Origin of the sequence: Bradyrhizobium oligotrophicum S58, assembly GCF_000344805.1 — a bacterium.
GTDB classification, from domain to species: Bacteria; Pseudomonadota; Alphaproteobacteria; order Rhizobiales; family Xanthobacteraceae; genus Bradyrhizobium; species Bradyrhizobium oligotrophicum.
On record NC_020453.1, the window covers coordinates 1,540,711 to 1,557,245 of the forward strand.

The window sequence follows — 16,535 nt, forward strand, 5'->3', positions numbered from 1 at the left end:
CAGCCCTTCGATGCGTTGAGACGGGACTTTGCCTCGTCTCAGCGCCACTCGACCTTGGCGATTTCGTAGGACTTGGCGCCGCCCGGCGCCATGACCTCGACGGTGGTCCCCATCTTCTTGCCGATCAACGCGCGCGCGAGCGGCGAGGTGATCGAAATCTTGCCCTTCTTGGCGTCCGCTTCGACCTCGCCGACGATCTGCCAGACCGCCTTCTTCTCGGTGTCCTCGTCGATCAGGGTCACCGTTGCGCCGAACTTGATCGTATCTCCGGAGAGCTTGGTGACGTCGATGATGTCGGCGCGTGCGAGCTTGTCCTCCAGCTCGGCGATGCGGCCCTCATTGTGCGACTGCTCTTCCTTGGCGGCATGATATTCCGCGTTCTCCGACAGGTCGCCGTGCGAGCGCGCTTCGGCGATGTGTTCGATGATGCGCGGCCGGTCCACCGATTGTCGCTTCTTCAGCTCGGTCTCCAGCGCGGCGTAGCCGCCCGAGGTCATCGGAACCTTTTCCACCATCTCTTCTCGTCCTTCAGTCGTGCGGGCAAAGCGCGCACGATCAGCATCTCCAGAACAGGCCTTTATAGCCCAAGCATAGCCGCTCGGCTCGATGATAGCGACCCGCCAAGGGCCTGACCAACATCAAACCGCGCGGCGAGTTCCTGCCGAGAGGCTTTATTGCCGATTGTTGCCAACCGCTTAGTGGGCCTTCGCCCGCTCGACGCGATTAGTTTTCGGAAAAGTAACTCTGCAGGGTGCGGACCTCAAGGTCTCCCCCAAGATAGGCACGGATGCCTTGCGCGGCCGCCACGGCACCCGAAAGAGTGGTGTAATACGGCACTTTATGCAAGAGGGCAGCGCGCCGCAGCGAGCGACTGTCGGCGAGGGCCTGCGGGCCTTCGGTGGTATTGAACACCAACTGGATGTCGCCGTTGGTGATCGCGTCCACGATGTGCGGCCGCCCCTCCAGCACCTTGTTGATCTTCTCGGTCGGCACGCCCTGATCGGTCAGGAAGCGCTGCGTCCCCGACGTCGCCACCACCTTGAAGCCGAGTTCGTGCAGCATCCGCACCACCTCGGTGATGCGGGCCTTGTCGCTCTCGCGCACCGACACGAATACCGTGCCCTTGCGCGGCACCCGCGTGCCGCCGCCGAGCTGGCTCTTGGCGAAGGCCACCGCGAATGAGCGATCGATGCCCATCACCTCGCCGGTGGAGCGCATCTCCGGGCCGAGCACGGTGTCGACACCGGGAAAACGGGCGAAGGGGAAGACCGATTCCTTGACGCCGACGTGCTTGGGAGCGCGCTTCTTGAGGCCGAAATCGGCGAGCTTCTCGCCGGCCATGATTCGGGCCGCGATCTTGGCGACCGGCGTTCCGACGACCTTGGCGACGAAGGGCACCGTGCGCGAGGCGCGCGGATTGACCTCGAGCACGTAGATCGTTCCGTCCTTGATCGCATATTGCACGTTCATCAGACCGACCACGTCGAGTCCGAGCGCGAGCTCGCGGGTCTGCCGCTCCAGCTCGGCGATGGTGGCCTCGTCGAGCGAATGCGGCGGCAGCGAGCAGGCCGAGTCACCGGAATGGATGCCGGCCTCTTCGATGTGCTCCATGATGCCGACGACGAAGGTGTCCTTGCCGTCACAGAGGCAGTCGACGTCGATCTCGGTGGCGTCGGACAGATAGCGGTCGAACAGCAGCGGGTTCTTGCCGAGGACCGTGTTGATCTGGCCGGTCTTGTCGTTGGGGTAACGGGCCTTGACGTCGGCCGGCACCAGCTCGGGCAGGGTGCCGAGCAGGTAGTCGCCAAGCTGATTGTCCTCGCGGATGATCTGCATGGCACGGCCGCCGAGCACGTAGGACGGGCGTACCACGAGCGGAAGGCCGAGATCGGCCGCGACCAGCCGGGCCTGTTCGACCGAATAGGCGATGCCGTTCTTCGGCTGCTTCAGCCGCAGCTTGTCGAGGATGCGCTTGAAGCGGTCGCGGTCCTCGGCGAGGTCGATGGCGTCCGGCGAGGTGCCGAGAATCGGCACGTCGGCAGCCTCCAGCGCGCGGGCGAGCTTCAGCGGCGTCTGGCCGCCGAACTGCACGATCACGCCGTGCACGGTGCCGTTCTTGCGCTCGGTGGCGATGATCTCGAGCACGTCCTCGGCCGTCAGCGGCTCGAAATAGAGCCGGTCCGCGGTGTCGTAGTCGGTCGAGACCGTCTCCGGATTGCAGTTGACCATGATGGTCTCGTAGCCGGCGTCGGCCAGCGCGAAACAGGCGTGGCAGCAGCAATAGTCGAACTCGATGCCCTGGCCGATGCGGTTCGGACCGCCGCCCAGGATGATCACCTTCTTCTTGTCGGATGGCGCGCTCTCGTCGGCGAGGTGGCCCGCGAACGGCGTCTCGTAGCTCGAATACATATAGGCCGTGGGCGAAGCGAATTCGGCAGCGCAGGTGTCGATGCGCTTGAACGCGGGGCGGACGCCGAGCGCGTGCCGCTTGGTGGAAACTTCGCCTTCGGTGGTGTTGGCGAGCACCGCGAGCCGCGCATCCGAGAAGCCCATCGCCTTCAGCGTGCGCATTCCATTCGCGTTCGGCGGCAGGCCGTGCCGGCGCACCTTGTCTTCCATCTCCACGATGCCGCGCATCTGCGCCAGGAACCACGGATCGATCTTGCAGGAGTTGAAGATGTCCTCGTCCGACCAGCCCAGGCGCATCGCCTGCGCCACCTGCAGGATCCGGTTCGGCGTCGGCGTGCCCAATGCGGCGCGGATCGCGTTCTTGTCGTCGCCGCGGCCGAGCCCGTCGATCTCGATCTCGTCGAGCCCGGTGAGGCCGGTCTCGAGGCCGCGCAACGCCTTCTGCAGGCTCTCCTGGAAGGTGCGGCCGATCGCCATCACTTCGCCGACCGACTTCATCGAGGTGGTCAGCGTGGTCGACGCGCCCGGGAATTTCTCGAACGCGAAGCGCGGAATCTTGGTGACGACGTAGTCGATGGTCGGCTCGAACGACGCCGGCGTGGCGCCTCCGGTGATGTCGTTGGCGATCTCGTCCAGCGTGTAGCCGACGGCGAGCTTGGCCGCGACCTTGGCGATCGGGAAGCCGGTCGCCTTGGAGGCCAGCGCCGATGAGCGCGACACGCGCGGATTCATCTCGATTACGACCATGCGGCCGTCGGCCGGATTGACGCCGAACTGCACGTTGGAGCCGCCGGTCTCCACCCCGATCTCGCGCAGCACCGCCAGCGAGGCGTCGCGCATGATCTGATATTCCTTGTCGGTGAGCGTCAGCGCCGGCGCGACCGTGATCGAATCGCCGGTGTGCACGCCCATCGGATCGAGGTTCTCGATCGAGCAGACGATGATGCAGTTGTCCTTCTTGTCGCGGACCACCTCCATCTCGTACTCCTTCCACCCGAGCACCGATTCCTCGATCAGCACTTCGTTGGTGGGGGAGGCGTCGAGCCCGCGCTCGATGATGTCGAGATATTCTTCCTTGTTGTAGGCGATGCCGCCGCCGGTGCCGCCCATGGTGAAGGAGGGACGGATGATCGCGGGCAGGCCGATCTCGGACAGCGCCATCAGCGCCTGTCCCAGCGCATGCTCCTGGTAGCGCTTGCGGCGCTCGTTCTCGCCGAGCGTCCATTGCCGGTCGAGTTCGTCGCGCGCCGCGCCTTCGAGCTTGTCGCGCTCGGCGTGATATTGATCGCGATACTGCTTCTTCAAGGCCGAGGCGTTGGCGAGCCGCGACTTCGGCGTCTGCAGCCCGATCTTTTCCATCGCGTTGCGGAACAGCTGGCGGTCTTCGGCCTTGTCGATCGCATCGGCGGTCGCGCCGATCATCTCGACGTCGAACTTCTCCAGCGTGCCCTGGCGGCGCAGCGACAGCGCGCAGTTCAGCGCGGTCTGGCCGCCCATGGTCGGCAGCAGCGCGAAGCCGCCCGGGATGACGTGGCGCTCCTTCTCGATGATCCTGGCGACGATCTCGGGCGTGATCGGCTCGATGTAGGTCGCATCGGCCAATTCCGGATCGGTCATGATCGTGGCCGGGTTGGAGTTGACGAGGACGACGCGATAGCCCTCCTCCTTCAGCGCCTTCACGGCCTGCGTACCCGAATAGTCGAATTCGCAGGCCTGGCCGATCACGATCGGACCGGCGCCAATGATCAGGATGGTGGAGATGTCGGTGCGTTTCGGCATTCAAGCTCACGGGCAAGAAACGGCAGGAATTGGGCACAAAAAAAGGGCGCGCGTATCGCGCGTCCCCTAAGGCCCTGGGCGCGACCAGTTCTCGCGCGCGAGCGGTCTTTAGACCAGTTTCCTCTGAGCGGAAAGGGTTTTGGGCCGAAATCAACGGCCAATTTGGCCGGGACGGGCAGAAGGGTGGCCGTGAGCGCTGGCTCGCCGAGCCGAAGCCGCGCAGCGGCGAAGGCTGGAGGCCCGGCCTGGACTTGAACCAGGTTCAAGAGCGTTGCACCGCTCTTCGCGTCGTAGCTTCCGCCACCGGGCCGGGGACGATCTTACCCCTCACGGCGGCGTGAGCCAGCCCGTGTTTCAATTAACCCTAATTCCTTTGCGGAATATGGCTGATGGCCGGCCGGCGACCGTGACGGTCAGGCGGTTCCCGTCATGGGCCGGGCCACGAAGGTCATGCGCCAGCGATTGTGGCCGATGTTCTTGGGCGCACGGACGGCGCTGAGGCCGGCTTTCTTGAGCCTCGCCAGGATATCGGCCTCGCTGTAGCGCTGCAGCCCGACCTTGGTGCGCAATTGCCGGTAATCGGACAGGGCGGTGGCCACTAGCCCCACTAGCGCATCCTTGAGGAAGCCGTTGCGTCCGGCGAACATCAGCAGCGCGAGCACGTCCCTGACCATGCCGACGTCCGGGCGCAGCACGTCGCCAAGAACGAACTTGCCCGACGGCTTCAGCAGCCGGCGGATGACGGCCAGGGCTGCGTCGAAATCGGCCTCGCTCATGTATTGCGCGACCGAATTCATGACCACGAGGTCAATCGACGCTTCCTGCATGTTGCGCAACTCGTCCAGCGAGCGCACGCGGATCTTGGTGTTCGGAGCAAAGCGCGCGATCAGCCGCCCACGCACGCCGGGTGCCGGCTCGGCCAGGATCAGCGTCATGCAGGAGTCCGCCACCTTGGCCGCGGACAAGGCTTCGCCGCAGGAATAGTCGAGCACGACGGCATCGGGCGCCGGAATGTAGCTGACGATATCGCGCGCAATCACCTGGAAGTGCAGGTCGCGATGCAATTTGCTCGCATAGATCGTGTGCGTGGAATCGTAATAGTCGATCCAATCGTCCATAGCGGGTTCCGGCAAACACGGTTCCTTGATCGGAACTGGAGGGGTCAGCGAGCGTTAACGGGTCCGATCACCCGTGTCCATGCTGGTTCTAACAGGAAGGTAAAGCCGTGAGTAAAGCAAAGACCGACAAGACCGCCCCCGAGCTCGATACTCCGACCGATCTGTCGCCCGACGCCGTCAACAAGATCTCGACCGCGCTGAACACGTTGCTCGCGGACGCCTTTGCCCTCTATCTCAAGACCAAGAACTTCCATTGGCACGTCAGCGGACGGCATTTTCATGACTATCACGAGATGCTGGACCAGCAGTCGGATGCGATCTTCGCCACCACCGATCAGCTCGCCGAGCGGGTGCGCAAGCTCGGTGGCACGACGCTGAAATCGATCAGCCAGATCAGCAAGCTGCAGACCATCAAGGACAACAACGAGGAGTATGTCCCGCCCCGTGAGATGCTGCGGGAGTTGATGGAGGACAACAAGCACGTGGCCGCCGCGATGCGCAAGGCGCACGAGCTGTGCGACGACAATGACGACCCGGCGAGCGCCGGCCTGCTCGAAACCTTCATCGACGAGACCGAGCGCCGGACCTGGTTCCTGTTCGAGGCGAGCCGCCAGGAGGGCAGCAACGCCGCCTAAGCAGATAGGTCTGGAGACGCGCTGCGACGACGTGGCGCGTCCGCCCAGCCCGGTGCATCAGCCGTTAGTGCGCAGATGGCCGGCGCCAAATCAGCTCGACTGGCCCATGGCCATCGAGCCGCGGTGCTGGCGGTTCGCGAGCATGCGGGCCGCGGCCATTCCGATCATCATTGCAATCACGAACAGGGCGATCGCGGGCGAGCCGTAGCCGAGGTCCACGAATGCCGGACCCGGGCAGATGCCGGCCAGACCCCAGCCGATGCCGAAGATGGCGGGACCCGTGGCGATCCGCCAATCCAGCGTCTGCGAGGGTGGCAGTTGGAAGCGGTCGCTGAGAAGCGGGCGCTGGCGCCGGAAGATGAGCCGGAAGCCAGCGAAGGTGACACCGACCGCGCCGGCCATCACGAGAATGAGGCTGGGGTCCCAGCCGCCGGAGCGGATGGCGGCGAGATCGAGGAAGTTCAGCACCTTCTGGGGATTGGACATGCCCGACAGCAGCAGTCCGAGCCCGAACACGATCCCGACGATGAACTGGACCAGGACGATCATTCGCGCCTCACATCACGTGACGGACGAGGAAAGTGGTCGCGACCGCAGTGGCCATGAACACCAGCGTGGCGACGATCGAGCGTGACGACAGGCTGGCGATGCCGCAGACGCCGTGGCCCGACGTGCAGCCATTGCCCCACACCGCACCGAAGCCGACCAGCAGCCCGGCTGCAACGAGGGCGATCGGGCCGGCCTCGAGCGTGAGGGGCGGCAGGCTTCCCGTCGTGACGCGAACCACCAGTGCCGCGATGACGAGCCCGGCCACGAAAGCGAACCGGCCGGCGACGGCCCCGTCCCAAGGCGGCAGCATCTGCGCGGCAATTCCACTCACGCCGGCGATCCGCCCGGTCAAGCCCATCAGCATGACGGCCGCAGCTCCGATGAGAGCGCCGCCAGCGAGCGCGGTGAGGGCCGTATACTCTGTGATCATCTCGTACCGATTCCCTGAAAAGTCAGCCGGTTGCAATCGAGTAGCGTATGCATTATTTCTTATATGCGAACTTCATAAAGTAACAATCATGACAGCTCGGGTCGCGCGCAACGCCAAGGTCGCTTCGGTGACGGGCCTCGAAGACAAAGCGGAAGAGGCCGCCCGCCTGCTCACGGCCATGGCGAACCCGAAGCGGCTCATGGTGCTTTGCAACCTGATCGAAGGCGAACGCCCCGTGGGCGAACTGGCCGAGCAGGTGGGCCTGCGGCAGGCGGCGTTATCGCAACATCTTGCCATGATGCGTGCGCTCGATCTGGTCGCGACGCGGCGTGAGGGCCAGACCATCTACTATCGGCTGGCGAGCCACGAAGTCCGCGAGATCCTGCAGACGCTGTATCGGCTGTACTGCGCCTGATCAGCGCGCGTCCTGGCCAGCGCTGCGTCAGCGGCAGATGGCCGCCGGACCGAACGCCCCATGTCTTCCCCCCTCAACGTCTTCCCGCGCATCCAGCCGGCTCGGCGGTGGCGCGCCGATTGACACCTCGATGTTCGCTGAGTACCATTCTTACAATAAGTAAGAATGAAGCGGGGAGGACGGCGTGCGGCTCATTCGCAGTCGGCACGATACGAGATCTGCAGTCCTTGGTTACCTCTGGTGCTCCGGCGGCTCGTTCCGGCCGGATCTGGCGCAGGGGGTTGCGCTCACCGAAGCCAGCATCTCGCGCATCATCGGCGATCTCAAGGCCGAGGGCGTCATCCAGGAGACGCGGCGCGCGGTGCCCTATCGTGGCGGCCCGAGCCAGTTCATCACCTTGAGCAACGAGATCTCCGTCGCGGCGATCGAGATTTCCAACAACCGTCTCTACTCCGCCATCGGCACGCTGGCCGGCGAGACGCTCTACGTGGCGCCGTACGAGCTCCCGGATGGTCTCGGCGCCGCCGAAGTCGATGCGACGGTCAGCCGGGCCGTCTGCGACATCGCGGCCTGGGCCACGCAGCGCAGCATCACCCTGGAGCAATTGGCCGTCTCGATCCCCGGCTATGATCCCGATCTGCGCGCCAGCCCCATCGTTGCGCTCGATGCAACGAGGCTTGCCGATGCCCTGCAGCGCGAGCTGCCGGAGACCCCGGCGCGATTGACCAATTCGATGGTTGCGCGCGCCGTCGGTCACCGGCTGCAGATCGGAACGGGCGTTCTCGGCGGCTCGTATTTCTTCGTGTTCGTCGGCCATGGCGTCGGCGCGGCCATCGTCGATGAGCTTGCCGGGAGCGGCGATGTCGAGACCTGCGAGATCGGCCACGTCGTGATCGATCCTGCCGGCGGCCTCTGCCGCTGCGGCCATACGGGCTGTCTCGAAACCCATGTCTCCACCGTGGCGCTGGCGGACATTCTCGCAGTGCAGGAAAGTGACCTGCTCAGCCGCGGCGATTGCTGGCCTCATGACTATCGCATCTCCGTGCAGGCACGCGCAGAGATCAGGGTCCGCCTCGGCCGGCTGGGGCTTGCGATCGGCAACGCGCTCAATCTCAACCGGCAGCGCAACGTCGTCATCGCCGGATGGCCGGGGGCTCTGCCCGCCGAGGATCGCGCGGTCGTGATGGAGGCCATCGGCCAGTCGCGCCTGGGCGGCCTGCAAGCCGTCGCGCTCACCTTCTCCAATGCCAGCCTGGGCCGCGAGCCGGTCTCCGGACTGGCGCTGGCCGCCTTCTCGTTCATCCGGCGCAGCGGCGAGCGGCGCGCGCAGGCCCGGCAACCGGCTTCGAGCTAACACACGTCGGCGGTGCACGTCCGACGATCATGGGAGGGAATGATGAAACTGAGCCAGGCCCTGATACGCCAAGCTCTGGCAGGCGGTCTCCTCTGTCTGGCAGCCTCGCTGCCCGCGACGTTCGCGCGTGCCGAAACCGTGCTGAAGGTGAAGCCGTCGGGCGATCTCAAGGTGCTCGATCCGACCATCGCCGCGGATTCGATCGCGCGCAATTTCGGCTACATGATCTACGACACGCTGTTCACGGTCGACGACAAGCTCCAGGTCAAGCCGCAGATGGTGGACAGCTGGACCAATTCCGCCGACCGCAAGCTGTGGACCTTCAAGCTGCGCGACGGGCTGAAGTTCGGCGACGGTCAGAGCGTGACCTCCGACGATGTTGTTGCTTCGCTCAAGCGCTGGAGCCAGGCCGATGCGATGGGGCAGGTGCTCAATGCCCACGGTGCAGCGTGGGAGGTGGTCGATGCCAGGACCTTCACCCTGACGCTCGGGGAGCCATGGGGATTCGTGCTCGACGCGCTCGCCAAGCCGGGCGCGCCCGTGCCCTTCATCGTTCCGGCGCGAATCATCGCCAGCACCCCTGCCGGGCAGCCGCTTTCGGATCAGACCGGCTCAGGCCCCTTCATCTTCAAGAAGGACGAGTGGGTGCCGGGCTCGAAGCTGGCATTCGTCAAGAACCCGCATTACGTGCCGCGCGCCGAGCCGGCGGCGGGGCTTGCCGGCGGCAAGGTCGTCAAGTTCGACCGCGTCGAATGGCTGATCATTCCGGATCAGCAGACGGCGCTCGACGCGCTGAAGAAGGGCGAGCTGGACATTGCCGAGGACATTCCGACCGACCTCGTTCCGGTGGCGAAGGCGAGCAGGAACGTCGTCGTCTCCAACCAGGACGAGATCGGCGTGGCGCAGCAGATCCGACTGAACTCGCTGCAGCCGCCGTTCGACAATCCCGCCATCCGCAGGGCGGCGCTGCTCGCCGTGAACCCGACGGACTATATCGAGGCCTGGGGGGGCGGCGAAGGCGGGCTCATCAGGGCGTGCAAATCATTCTACATCTGCGCGTCGCCCTACTACACGGAGGCAGGCTTCCCGTCCTTCGATCTCGAGAAGGCGAAGACGCTGCTGCGCGAGAGCGGCTACGACGGCACGCCGGTCGTGATCCTCGACGCCTCGGAGAATGCCCAGATCCATCCCGCGAGCCTGGTTGCCGAGCAGCAGCTCAAGGCGGCCGGCTTCAAGGTCGACGTCCAGGCGATGGACTGGGCGACGGTGGTGAGCCGCCGGACCAAGAAGGAGCCGGTGGCGCAGGGCGGCTGGTCGATCTTCATCTCGGGTCCCGGCGGTCTCGACATGATGCTGCCGATCAGCCATCTCGGGCTGCGCTCGAACTGCGACAAGGCCTGGTTTGGTTGGCCGTGCGATGCCGAGATCGAGAAGCTGCGCGCCGCGTTCGGCGACGCCGCCGAGATGGCCGAACGCAAGGCGCTGGCCGAGCAGATCCAGCTGCGCGCCGCGCAGACGGTGCCGTACATCCCGATCGCCGTGGCCTATCAGTTTCGTGCCGCGCGCGCGGACCTGGCCGGAATTCTCAATCCGCCGGCACCGGTCTACTGGAACGTGACCCGCAAGTGAGCTGACCGCGAACGAAGCCTTCGGCAACTCGACCACCAGGCCGGTCGTCGTCGCGTGCGCCAGCAGCCGGCCCTGCGTATCGGTGATGCGGGCTTCGGCCGTGGCGGCGCGGCGTCCGAACGACAGCGTCCTGCCCTCGGTCCTCACCGTGCCGGTGCTCTCGGTCATGAGGTCGTTGGCGTCCTCACGACCTGGTCCGGGCACAAAAATGCCCGGGAGCGGCCCGGGCATTCGATCGCGATCAGCCTGTCGGCCCTCAGGCCGCGCTGCGCTTCTTGTCTCGCATCAACTCGGCAAAGCGCTGGAACAGATAATGCGAATCGCGCGGGCCAGGCGAGGCTTCCGGGTGGTACTGCACCGAGAACACCGGCTTGCCGTCGAGCTGGATGCCGCAATTCGAGCCGTCGAACAGCGAGATGTGGGTCTGGGTCGCGCCCGAGGGTAGCGTGTTCTGGTCGACCGCGAAGCCGTGGTTCATCGAGGTGATCTCGACCTTGCCCGTGGTCTCGTCCTTGACCGGATGGTTGGCGCCGTGATGGCCCTGATGCATCTTCTTGGTCTTGGCACCGACGGCGAGGCCCAGCATCTGGTGGCCGAGGCAGATGCCGAAAGTCGGCGTGCCCGACGAGATCACCTGCTGAATCACCGGCACGGCATATTTGCCGGTCGCCGCGGGATCGCCCGGACCGTTGGACAGGAACACGCCGTCCGGCTTCATCGCCAGGATATCCTCGGCCGGTGTCGTCGCCGGCACCACGGTCACTTTGCAGCCGACGCCGGCGAGCAGGCGCAGGATGTTGCGCTTGATGCCGTAGTCGATCGCGACCACGTTGAACTCCGGCTTGGTCTGCTGGCCAAAACCTTCGTTCCACACCCAGGGCGTCTCGTCCCAGGTGAAGCGCTGCGCGGAGGTGACCATCGGCACGAGGTCCATGCCTTCGAGGCCCGGCCACTCCCGCGCTTCCTTCTTCAGGGCATCGAGGTCGAAGGTGCCGTCCTTCGAATACGCGATGACGGCATTCGGCATGCCCTTGGAGCGGATCAGCGCGGTCAGCGCCCTTGTGTCGATGCCGGAGAGCCCGACGATGCCGCGGGCGCGCAGCCACTGGTCGAGATGGCGGGTGGCGCGGTAGCTCGATGGATCGGTGATCGCGGTGCGCAGGATCACGCCACGCGCGCCCGGCGTCGCCGCCATGTTCACCGTCTCGATATCCTCGTCGTTAGTGCCGACATTGCCGATATGCGGGAAGGTGAAGGTGATGAGCTGGCCGGCATAGGAGGGATCGGTGAGGATCTCCTCATAGCCGGTCATTGCGGTGTTGAAGCAGACCTCGCCCACGGCGTGGCCCTCGGCGCCGAGGCCGTAGCCTTCGAGCACCGTGCCGTCGGCGAGCACGAGGAGCGCGGTCGGTTTATGGTCCGGCCAGGCGGCGTCAGTATCGATGTGTGTCATGAGGCCCCTACATAGTGGCCTGGGCCGCCGGCGTCAAAGCAGGAACCGGTCGATTCACACGCGATTTCGGTCAATTTGGCGGGGTTCAGGGGGCGTTCAGCCGGAACAGATGCGGAACCGTGTTGTTTCGGGGGAACGAACCGCCTAGACAGCCGGCAACGAAGTTCGAGAGGGCGAGATCATGCTGCGCGACGACATCAACAATGCGGTCAAGGAGGCGATGAAGGCCAAGGACGAGCGCAAGCTGTCCACCCTTCGCATGGTCAACTCCACCTTGAAGAACGCCGACATCGCCGCGCGCGGCGAGGGCAAGCCGCCATTGACCGACTCCGACGTGCTCGCGGTGCTGCAGAAGATGATCAAGCAGCGCCAGGAATCGGTCGAGCTGTACGAGAAGGGCGGCCGCGCCGAGCTCGCCGCCGGCGAGCGCGAGGAGATCGCGGTCATCTCGGCCTATCTGCCGAAGCAGATGAGCGATGACGAGGTGAAGACCGCCATCTCCGCCGCCGTCACCGAGACCGGCGCCGCCGGCATGAAGGACATGGGCAAGGTGATTGCCGTGCTGAAGGCCAAGTACACGGGACAGATGGATTTCGCGAAGGCGAGCGCGCTGGTGAAGGCCGCGCTGTCGGGCTAGCCACCGCTGATTTTTGCGCACGGCGCGAGCCGCACGGGCAGTGCGCTCCCTCGCCCCGTTCTTCACGGGGAGAGGGTCGGGGTGAGGGGCAGCCGCACGGGAGGTGTTCGTGGTGAGACCTGTACCTCCTCACCCGGTTTGCATCTTCGATGCAATCCGACCTCTCCCCGCCCTAGCGAAGCCTGGCTTCGCCCTGGCGGGGCGAGGTAAGGAGACCGAGCAAGCGTTCCAGGCATTCGCCACCTCACGGGCACGCTTGAACTAACAACCGAGAGGGAAACGCCTCCGCCATGCTCCAGGAAACGTCCGACTACGACCAGCTCACGCGCGACTTCCGCTGGGACATCCCGGCGCAATTCAACATCGCCGTTGCGACCTGCGACCGTCACGCCGACGGCTCGGGACGTCTCGCCCTGATCGTGGTCGAGGAGGACGGCGCGTCCCGGCGCGTGTCATTCGACGAGCTGCGCGAGCACTCCTGCCGGTTCGCCAACGTGCTGAAGGCCGATGGTCTCGCACGGGGCGATCGCGTCGCGGTGTTCCTGTCGCAATCGTTGGAGCTGCCGGTCGTCCATCTCGCGGCGTTTCGCGCCGGGCTCGTTTCGGTGCCGCTGTTCACGCTGTTCGGCGAGGACGCGCTGCAATTCCGGCTGCAGAACTCCGGCGCCAAGGCGCTCGTCACCGACGCCGTGGGCCTGGCAAAGCTCGCCCGCATTCGCGACCGGCTGCCGGAGCTGAAGACGATCTACGTCACCGATGGCGGCGGCACCGGCGCCCGGCCGTTCTGGCCGACGCTGGAGCGCGCCTCGGATCAATTCCCGACGGTGGCGACCTCGAGCGACGATCCCGCCATCATCATCTACACGTCAGGGACGACCGGCAATCCGAAGGGCGCGCTGCACGCTCATCGCGTGCTGCTCGGGCATCTGCCCAATGTCGAGATGGTGCACGGCTTCCTGCCGAAGCCCGGCGACGTGATGTGGACGCCGGCGGACTGGGCCTGGATCGGCGGGCTGTTCGATGCGCTGTTTCCGGCCTGGTATCACGCCGTCCCGGTGATCGGCTATCGTGCCAGGAAATTCGTACCCGAGGCTGCGATGCAGCTGATGGCTGACTACAACGTGCGCAACGTGTTCCTGCCGCCGACCGCGTTGAAGCTGATGCGGCAGGCCAATGTGAAGCACGACGAGGTCAAGCTGCGCAGCATCCTGACCGGCGGCGAGTCGCTCGGCGCCGAGCTGCTGGACTGGGTGCGGGCGACCTTCGGCATCGACGCGCACGAGATTTACGGCCAGACCGAATGCAATCTCGTCGTCGGCAATAATGCTAAGCTGTTTCCGATCCGGCCGGGCTCGATGGGCAAGGCGACGCCGGGTTTCCAGGTTCTGATCGTGAACGACAGGGGCGAGGAGCTGCCGCGCGGTGCCAGAGGCATCATCGGCGTACGCCAGCCCAATCCCTGCACCATGATCGAATATTGGCGCAATCCGGAGGCGACGGCGAAGAAGTTCGCTGGCGATGTGCTGCTGACCGGCGATCTCGGCACCCAGGATGAGGACGGCTATTTCTGGTATGCGAGCCGCGAGGACGACGTCATCACCTCGGCCGGCTACCGCATCGGCCCGGCGGAGATCGAGGACACGCTGCTCAAGCACCCGGCGGTAGCACTGGCTGCCGTGGTCGGCATTCCCGATCCGGTGCGCACCGAGGCCGTCAAGGCCTGGATCGTGTTGCGGCCGGGCTTCGTTGCAAATGACACGCTGTCGCGGGAGATCCAGGACTTCGTCAAGGTGAAGCTCGCCGCGCATGAATATCCGCGCCACGTCGAATTCACCGACACCCTGCCGATGACGGCGACCGGCAAGGTGCTCCGGCGGGAGTTGCGGGCGCGGGGGTAGGGGCTGTGCTCCAAGCCGCTCCATGGGTCTGTTTCCATCGTTGAGAGATGTGAAGCAAGATGGTGCAGCAGGCTCGGTGCACCTCGCCCCGCCAGGGCGAAGCGAGGCTTCGCTAGGGCGGGGAGAGCTCGGATTGCATCGATGGATGCAATCCGGGTGAGGGGGGACAGGTCTCTCCACGAACACTTCCCGTGCGTTTGTCCCTCACCCCAACCCTCTCCCCGTGAAGGACGGGGAGAGGGAGCGCACCGTCCGTGCCGCGCGAGCTCGCATTCGCCTTCAGAGATGTAACCGACACGCCACTCGGCTCTGCCTACAAGTTGAAATTGAAATCCCTGCCCTCCCGCTGTTAGCATCGGCTCAAAGACTAACAATCAAGGAGGGTACGCCGATGACCGCTTCCGTCTCGGGACGATCCGATCCGGTGGTGCGCCGCATCACCACGGGCGACATTGCCGAGGCCTTGACGCAAGGCCTGCGGGATTTTCAGGCGCAGCCGCTGTTCGGCCTCGCTTTCGGCCTGATCTACGTGCTCGGCGGTATCAGCATCGTGCTGTGCGTCACCGCCTTCGGCATGGTCTATCTCGCTTATCCGCTGGCCGCGGGTTTTGCACTGATCGGCCCGTTCGTCGCGATCGGCCTCTACGAGGTCAGCCGCCGTCGCGAGCTCGGCCAGCCGATGTCCTATGGCGCGATCTGGCGCACGGTCACCTCGCGCGGCGAGATCGCCTGGATGGCATTCGTCACCGTGTTCTTCTTCGTGATCTGGATGTATCAGGTGCGGCTGCTGATCGCGCTGCTGCTCGGGCTGAACGCCTCGTTCTCCAGCTTCAAGGAGTTCATGACGGTGGTGCTGACGACCAATGAGGGCCTGCTGTTCCTTGCGATCGGCAATCTCGATGGCGCTGCGCTGTCACTGATTTTGTTTTCGCTGACGGTGGTGTCGTTTCCGCTGCTGCTGGAGCGCGACGTCGATTTCGTGACGGCGATGATCACCAGCGTGCGGGCGGTCGTGACCAGCCCCGGACCGATGATCGGCTGGGCAGCGATCATCACCGTGCTCCTGATCGTTTCGGCGCTGCCATATTTTCTCGGCCTGCTCGTCACGGTGCCGGTGCTGGGCCATGCGACATGGCATCTCTATCGCCGCATCGTCGCCCCGGCCTGATGGAGGAGCAGATCGCGACTAAGGTTCGATGGAGGACAAAGGCGCTGCCGGGTATGATCCTTGAAAACGCCGCTCACCGGTTATTTAGCCGGTGCGGATATGGGGAAGGATGATGCCCGACAACATCGCCCTGTTTGCTACCATCGTCCTGCTGCTGCCGATGTTCTATCTGCTGCTGGCCGCACCGGCATTCCTGCTGGTACGGCTGGATATCGTGCCGGTGACGCGGCTCTTGCGCGGCATGTTCGATTCCTACTTCATCGCCCTGGCGATCGCCGGCGGCATTGGCACGCTCGCCGTGCTGGCGGACGGCCGCCCCGCTCTGGGCCTGGGCATCGGCCTGATCGCTGGCTTCGCGCTGCTCTCGCGCCGCTGGTTTCTGGAGCGGATGGACGCGCGCATCCGCGACCGCGATTCCGGTGACGTGACGGCGGTGCGGCGGCTGCGCTGGCTGCATTGGGGCGGCATGCTGAGCAATGCCATCCAGGTCGGCGCCGTGCTCGCCAGCATTCCCCAGATCGCCGCGGTGTCGTAGCGGGCGTTTTTCGTTATGGCACCTTGATTCCGATCGCCTTCAAGGCCGCGAGCATGCGTGTCGGCGGCGCCATCTTCACCGCAAGCGGCTTGCCGGTCTCGAGTAGGCTCTTGAGGCTCGACAGGATCGCCGGCCAGCCCGCGCGTCCGCCGGACAGGATGTCGTCGGACAGCGGCCGCTCGTGCGCTTCGGTCATCGTGAGACGGACCGCATCGCCGGCCGCTTCGATCTCGTAAGTCACGAGCGTTCGGCCCAGCGCGTCGACGAGTCCCGGCCAGTTGACGTCCCAGGTGATGGTCAGCCGCTGCGGCGGCTCACAGACGATCACTTGGCCGCCGATATGCTCGGAGCCGTCGGGCGCGCGCACGATGAAGGCGCCGCCGGCGCGCAGGTCTGCCTCGACGGCGAAGCCGAAGAAATATTGCCGGCTGAACTCGGCCGAGGTCAGCGCCTGCCACACCTTCTCAGGGCTGGCGGCGATGTAGATGGTGTAGACGGTGGCGGGCCTGAACTTTGCAAGATCCAT

At 65.2% G+C, this 16,535-nt stretch carries 15 protein-coding genes, 1 tRNA gene and 1 pseudogene; 8 read left to right on the top strand and 9 right to left on the bottom strand.

Translation table 11 applies throughout. From position 1 onward, the window contains the following. Window positions 1-38 precede the first annotated feature (38 nt). The 4 genes from greA to S58_RS06685 form a co-directional block, all read right to left on the bottom strand. A complete protein-coding gene (gene greA, locus S58_RS06675; RefSeq protein WP_015664495.1) occupies window positions 39-515 on the bottom strand; it encodes a transcription elongation factor GreA in 477 nt (158 codons plus the stop codon). A gap of 208 nt (window positions 516-723) precedes the next feature. Beyond that, window positions 724-4,188 (bottom strand): carbamoyl-phosphate synthase large subunit, encoded by a 3,465-nt coding sequence (gene carB, locus S58_RS06680; RefSeq protein WP_015664496.1) that lies wholly within the window; start codon window positions 4,186-4,188, stop codon window positions 724-726. 233 nt (window positions 4,189-4,421) lie between these two features. Then, window positions 4,422-4,498 (bottom strand) — tRNA-OTHER (locus tag S58_RS38070). Between the two features lie 103 nt (window positions 4,499-4,601). Continuing rightward, window positions 4,602-5,306 (bottom strand): class I SAM-dependent methyltransferase, encoded by a 705-nt coding sequence (locus tag S58_RS06685; RefSeq protein ID WP_015664498.1) that lies wholly within the window; start codon window positions 5,304-5,306, stop codon window positions 4,602-4,604. Window positions 5,307-5,413: 107 nt separating this feature from the next. Between S58_RS06685 and S58_RS06690 the strand changes: the two genes are divergently transcribed. Further along, window positions 5,414-5,941: a Dps family protein gene (locus tag S58_RS06690; protein ID WP_015664499.1), complete on the top strand. Its 528-nt coding sequence runs from the start codon at window positions 5,414-5,416 to the stop codon at window positions 5,939-5,941. A 90-nt stretch (window positions 5,942-6,031) separates the two neighbouring features. Here the strand turns inward: S58_RS06690 and S58_RS06695 are convergent, their stop codons facing one another. Further along, entirely contained in the window at window positions 6,032-6,490 is a 459-nt protein-coding gene (locus tag S58_RS06695) for a DUF6691 family protein (protein ID WP_015664500.1), read from the bottom strand. A 7-nt stretch (window positions 6,491-6,497) separates the two neighbouring features. Further along, window positions 6,498-6,920, bottom strand: a complete 423-nt coding sequence (locus S58_RS06700) for a YeeE/YedE family protein (RefSeq protein WP_042338884.1) — start codon at window positions 6,918-6,920, stop codon at window positions 6,498-6,500. Between the two features lie 88 nt (window positions 6,921-7,008). Here S58_RS06700 and S58_RS06705 point away from each other — a divergent pair, with 88 nt between their 5' ends. The 3 genes from S58_RS06705 to S58_RS06715 all read left to right on the top strand — a co-directional run bounded on the left by S58_RS06705 (window position 7,009) and on the right by S58_RS06715 (window position 10,318). Then, entirely contained in the window at window positions 7,009-7,335 is a 327-nt protein-coding gene (locus S58_RS06705) for an ArsR/SmtB family transcription factor (RefSeq protein WP_015664502.1), read from the top strand. 184 nt (window positions 7,336-7,519) lie between these two features. Next, a complete protein-coding gene (locus S58_RS06710; RefSeq protein ID WP_015664503.1) occupies window positions 7,520-8,689 on the top strand; it encodes an ROK family protein in 1,170 nt (389 codons plus the stop codon). Between the two features lie 42 nt (window positions 8,690-8,731). Next, window positions 8,732-10,318, top strand: a complete 1,587-nt coding sequence (locus S58_RS06715; RefSeq protein WP_015664504.1) for an ABC transporter substrate-binding protein — start codon at window positions 8,732-8,734, stop codon at window positions 10,316-10,318. Window positions 10,319-10,336: 18 nt separating this feature from the next. Here S58_RS06715 and S58_RS38925 read toward each other — a convergent pair. Together S58_RS38925 and carA are read right to left on the bottom strand one after the other, a co-directional pair. After that, window positions 10,337-10,486, bottom strand: a pseudogene (locus S58_RS38925) (PaaI family thioesterase); the annotation flags it as partial. 88 nt (window positions 10,487-10,574) lie between these two features. After that, window positions 10,575-11,771 carry a glutamine-hydrolyzing carbamoyl-phosphate synthase small subunit gene (gene carA, locus S58_RS06720; RefSeq protein ID WP_015664505.1) on the bottom strand — a complete coding sequence of 399 codons (1,197 nt, stop codon included), beginning with the start codon at window positions 11,769-11,771 and terminating at the stop codon, window positions 10,575-10,577. A gap of 181 nt (window positions 11,772-11,952) precedes the next feature. On the opposite strand from carA, the gene S58_RS06725 reads away from it, so the two are divergent. The 4 genes from S58_RS06725 (at window position 11,953) to S58_RS06740 (ending at window position 16,009) form a co-directional block, all read left to right on the top strand. After that, window positions 11,953-12,408, top strand: coding sequence for a GatB/YqeY domain-containing protein (locus S58_RS06725; RefSeq protein ID WP_015664506.1), 456 nt, complete (start codon window positions 11,953-11,955; stop codon window positions 12,406-12,408). A gap of 290 nt (window positions 12,409-12,698) precedes the next feature. Further along, window positions 12,699-14,306: an acyl-CoA synthetase gene (locus S58_RS06730; RefSeq protein WP_015664507.1), complete on the top strand. Its 1,608-nt coding sequence runs from the start codon at window positions 12,699-12,701 to the stop codon at window positions 14,304-14,306. 391 nt (window positions 14,307-14,697) lie between these two features. Continuing rightward, the gene (locus S58_RS06735) at window positions 14,698-15,474 is read left to right on the top strand and encodes a DUF2189 domain-containing protein (RefSeq protein WP_015664508.1); all 777 of its coding nucleotides are present in this window, start codon (window positions 14,698-14,700) and stop codon (window positions 15,472-15,474) included. A 112-nt stretch (window positions 15,475-15,586) separates the two neighbouring features. Then, on the top strand, window positions 15,587-16,009 hold the full coding sequence (locus S58_RS06740; protein WP_015664509.1) for a hypothetical protein: 423 nt from the start codon (window positions 15,587-15,589) through the stop codon (window positions 16,007-16,009). Between the two features lie 13 nt (window positions 16,010-16,022). On the opposite strand, the gene S58_RS06745 is transcribed toward S58_RS06740, so the two are convergent. Then, a complete protein-coding gene (locus S58_RS06745) occupies window positions 16,023-16,535 on the bottom strand; it encodes an SRPBCC family protein (RefSeq protein WP_015664510.1) in 513 nt (170 codons plus the stop codon).

Bases quoted from the DNA above. Each gene is read 5' to 3' on its own strand.
- S58_RS06740 (WP_015664509.1), top strand. From the start codon at position 15,587: ATGCCCGACAACATCGCCCTGTTTGCTACCATCGTCCTGCTGCTGCCG.
- S58_RS06695 (WP_015664500.1), bottom strand. From the start codon at position 6,490: ATGATCGTCCTGGTCCAGTTCATCGTCGGGATCGTGTTCGGGCTCGGA.
- S58_RS06700 (WP_042338884.1), bottom strand. From the start codon at position 6,920: ATGATCACAGAGTATACGGCCCTCACCGCGCTCGCTGGCGGCGCTCTC.
- greA (WP_015664495.1), bottom strand. From the start codon at position 515: ATGGTGGAAAAGGTTCCGATGACCTCGGGCGGCTACGCCGCGCTGGAG.
- S58_RS06705 (WP_015664502.1), top strand. From the start codon at position 7,009: ATGACAGCTCGGGTCGCGCGCAACGCCAAGGTCGCTTCGGTGACGGGC.
- S58_RS06730 (WP_015664507.1), top strand. From the start codon at position 12,699: ATGCTCCAGGAAACGTCCGACTACGACCAGCTCACGCGCGACTTCCGC.
- carA (WP_015664505.1), bottom strand. From the start codon at position 11,771: ATGACACACATCGATACTGACGCCGCCTGGCCGGACCATAAACCGACC.
- S58_RS06715 (WP_015664504.1), top strand. From the start codon at position 8,732: ATGAAACTGAGCCAGGCCCTGATACGCCAAGCTCTGGCAGGCGGTCTC.
- S58_RS06735 (WP_015664508.1), top strand. From the start codon at position 14,698: ATGACCGCTTCCGTCTCGGGACGATCCGATCCGGTGGTGCGCCGCATC.
- carB (WP_015664496.1), bottom strand. From the start codon at position 4,188: ATGCCGAAACGCACCGACATCTCCACCATCCTGATCATTGGCGCCGGT.
- S58_RS06745 (WP_015664510.1), bottom strand. From the start codon at position 16,535: ATGGATCTTGCAAAGTTCAGGCCCGCCACCGTCTACACCATCTACATC.
- S58_RS06725 (WP_015664506.1), top strand. From the start codon at position 11,953: ATGCTGCGCGACGACATCAACAATGCGGTCAAGGAGGCGATGAAGGCC.
- S58_RS06685 (WP_015664498.1), bottom strand. From the start codon at position 5,306: ATGGACGATTGGATCGACTATTACGATTCCACGCACACGATCTATGCG.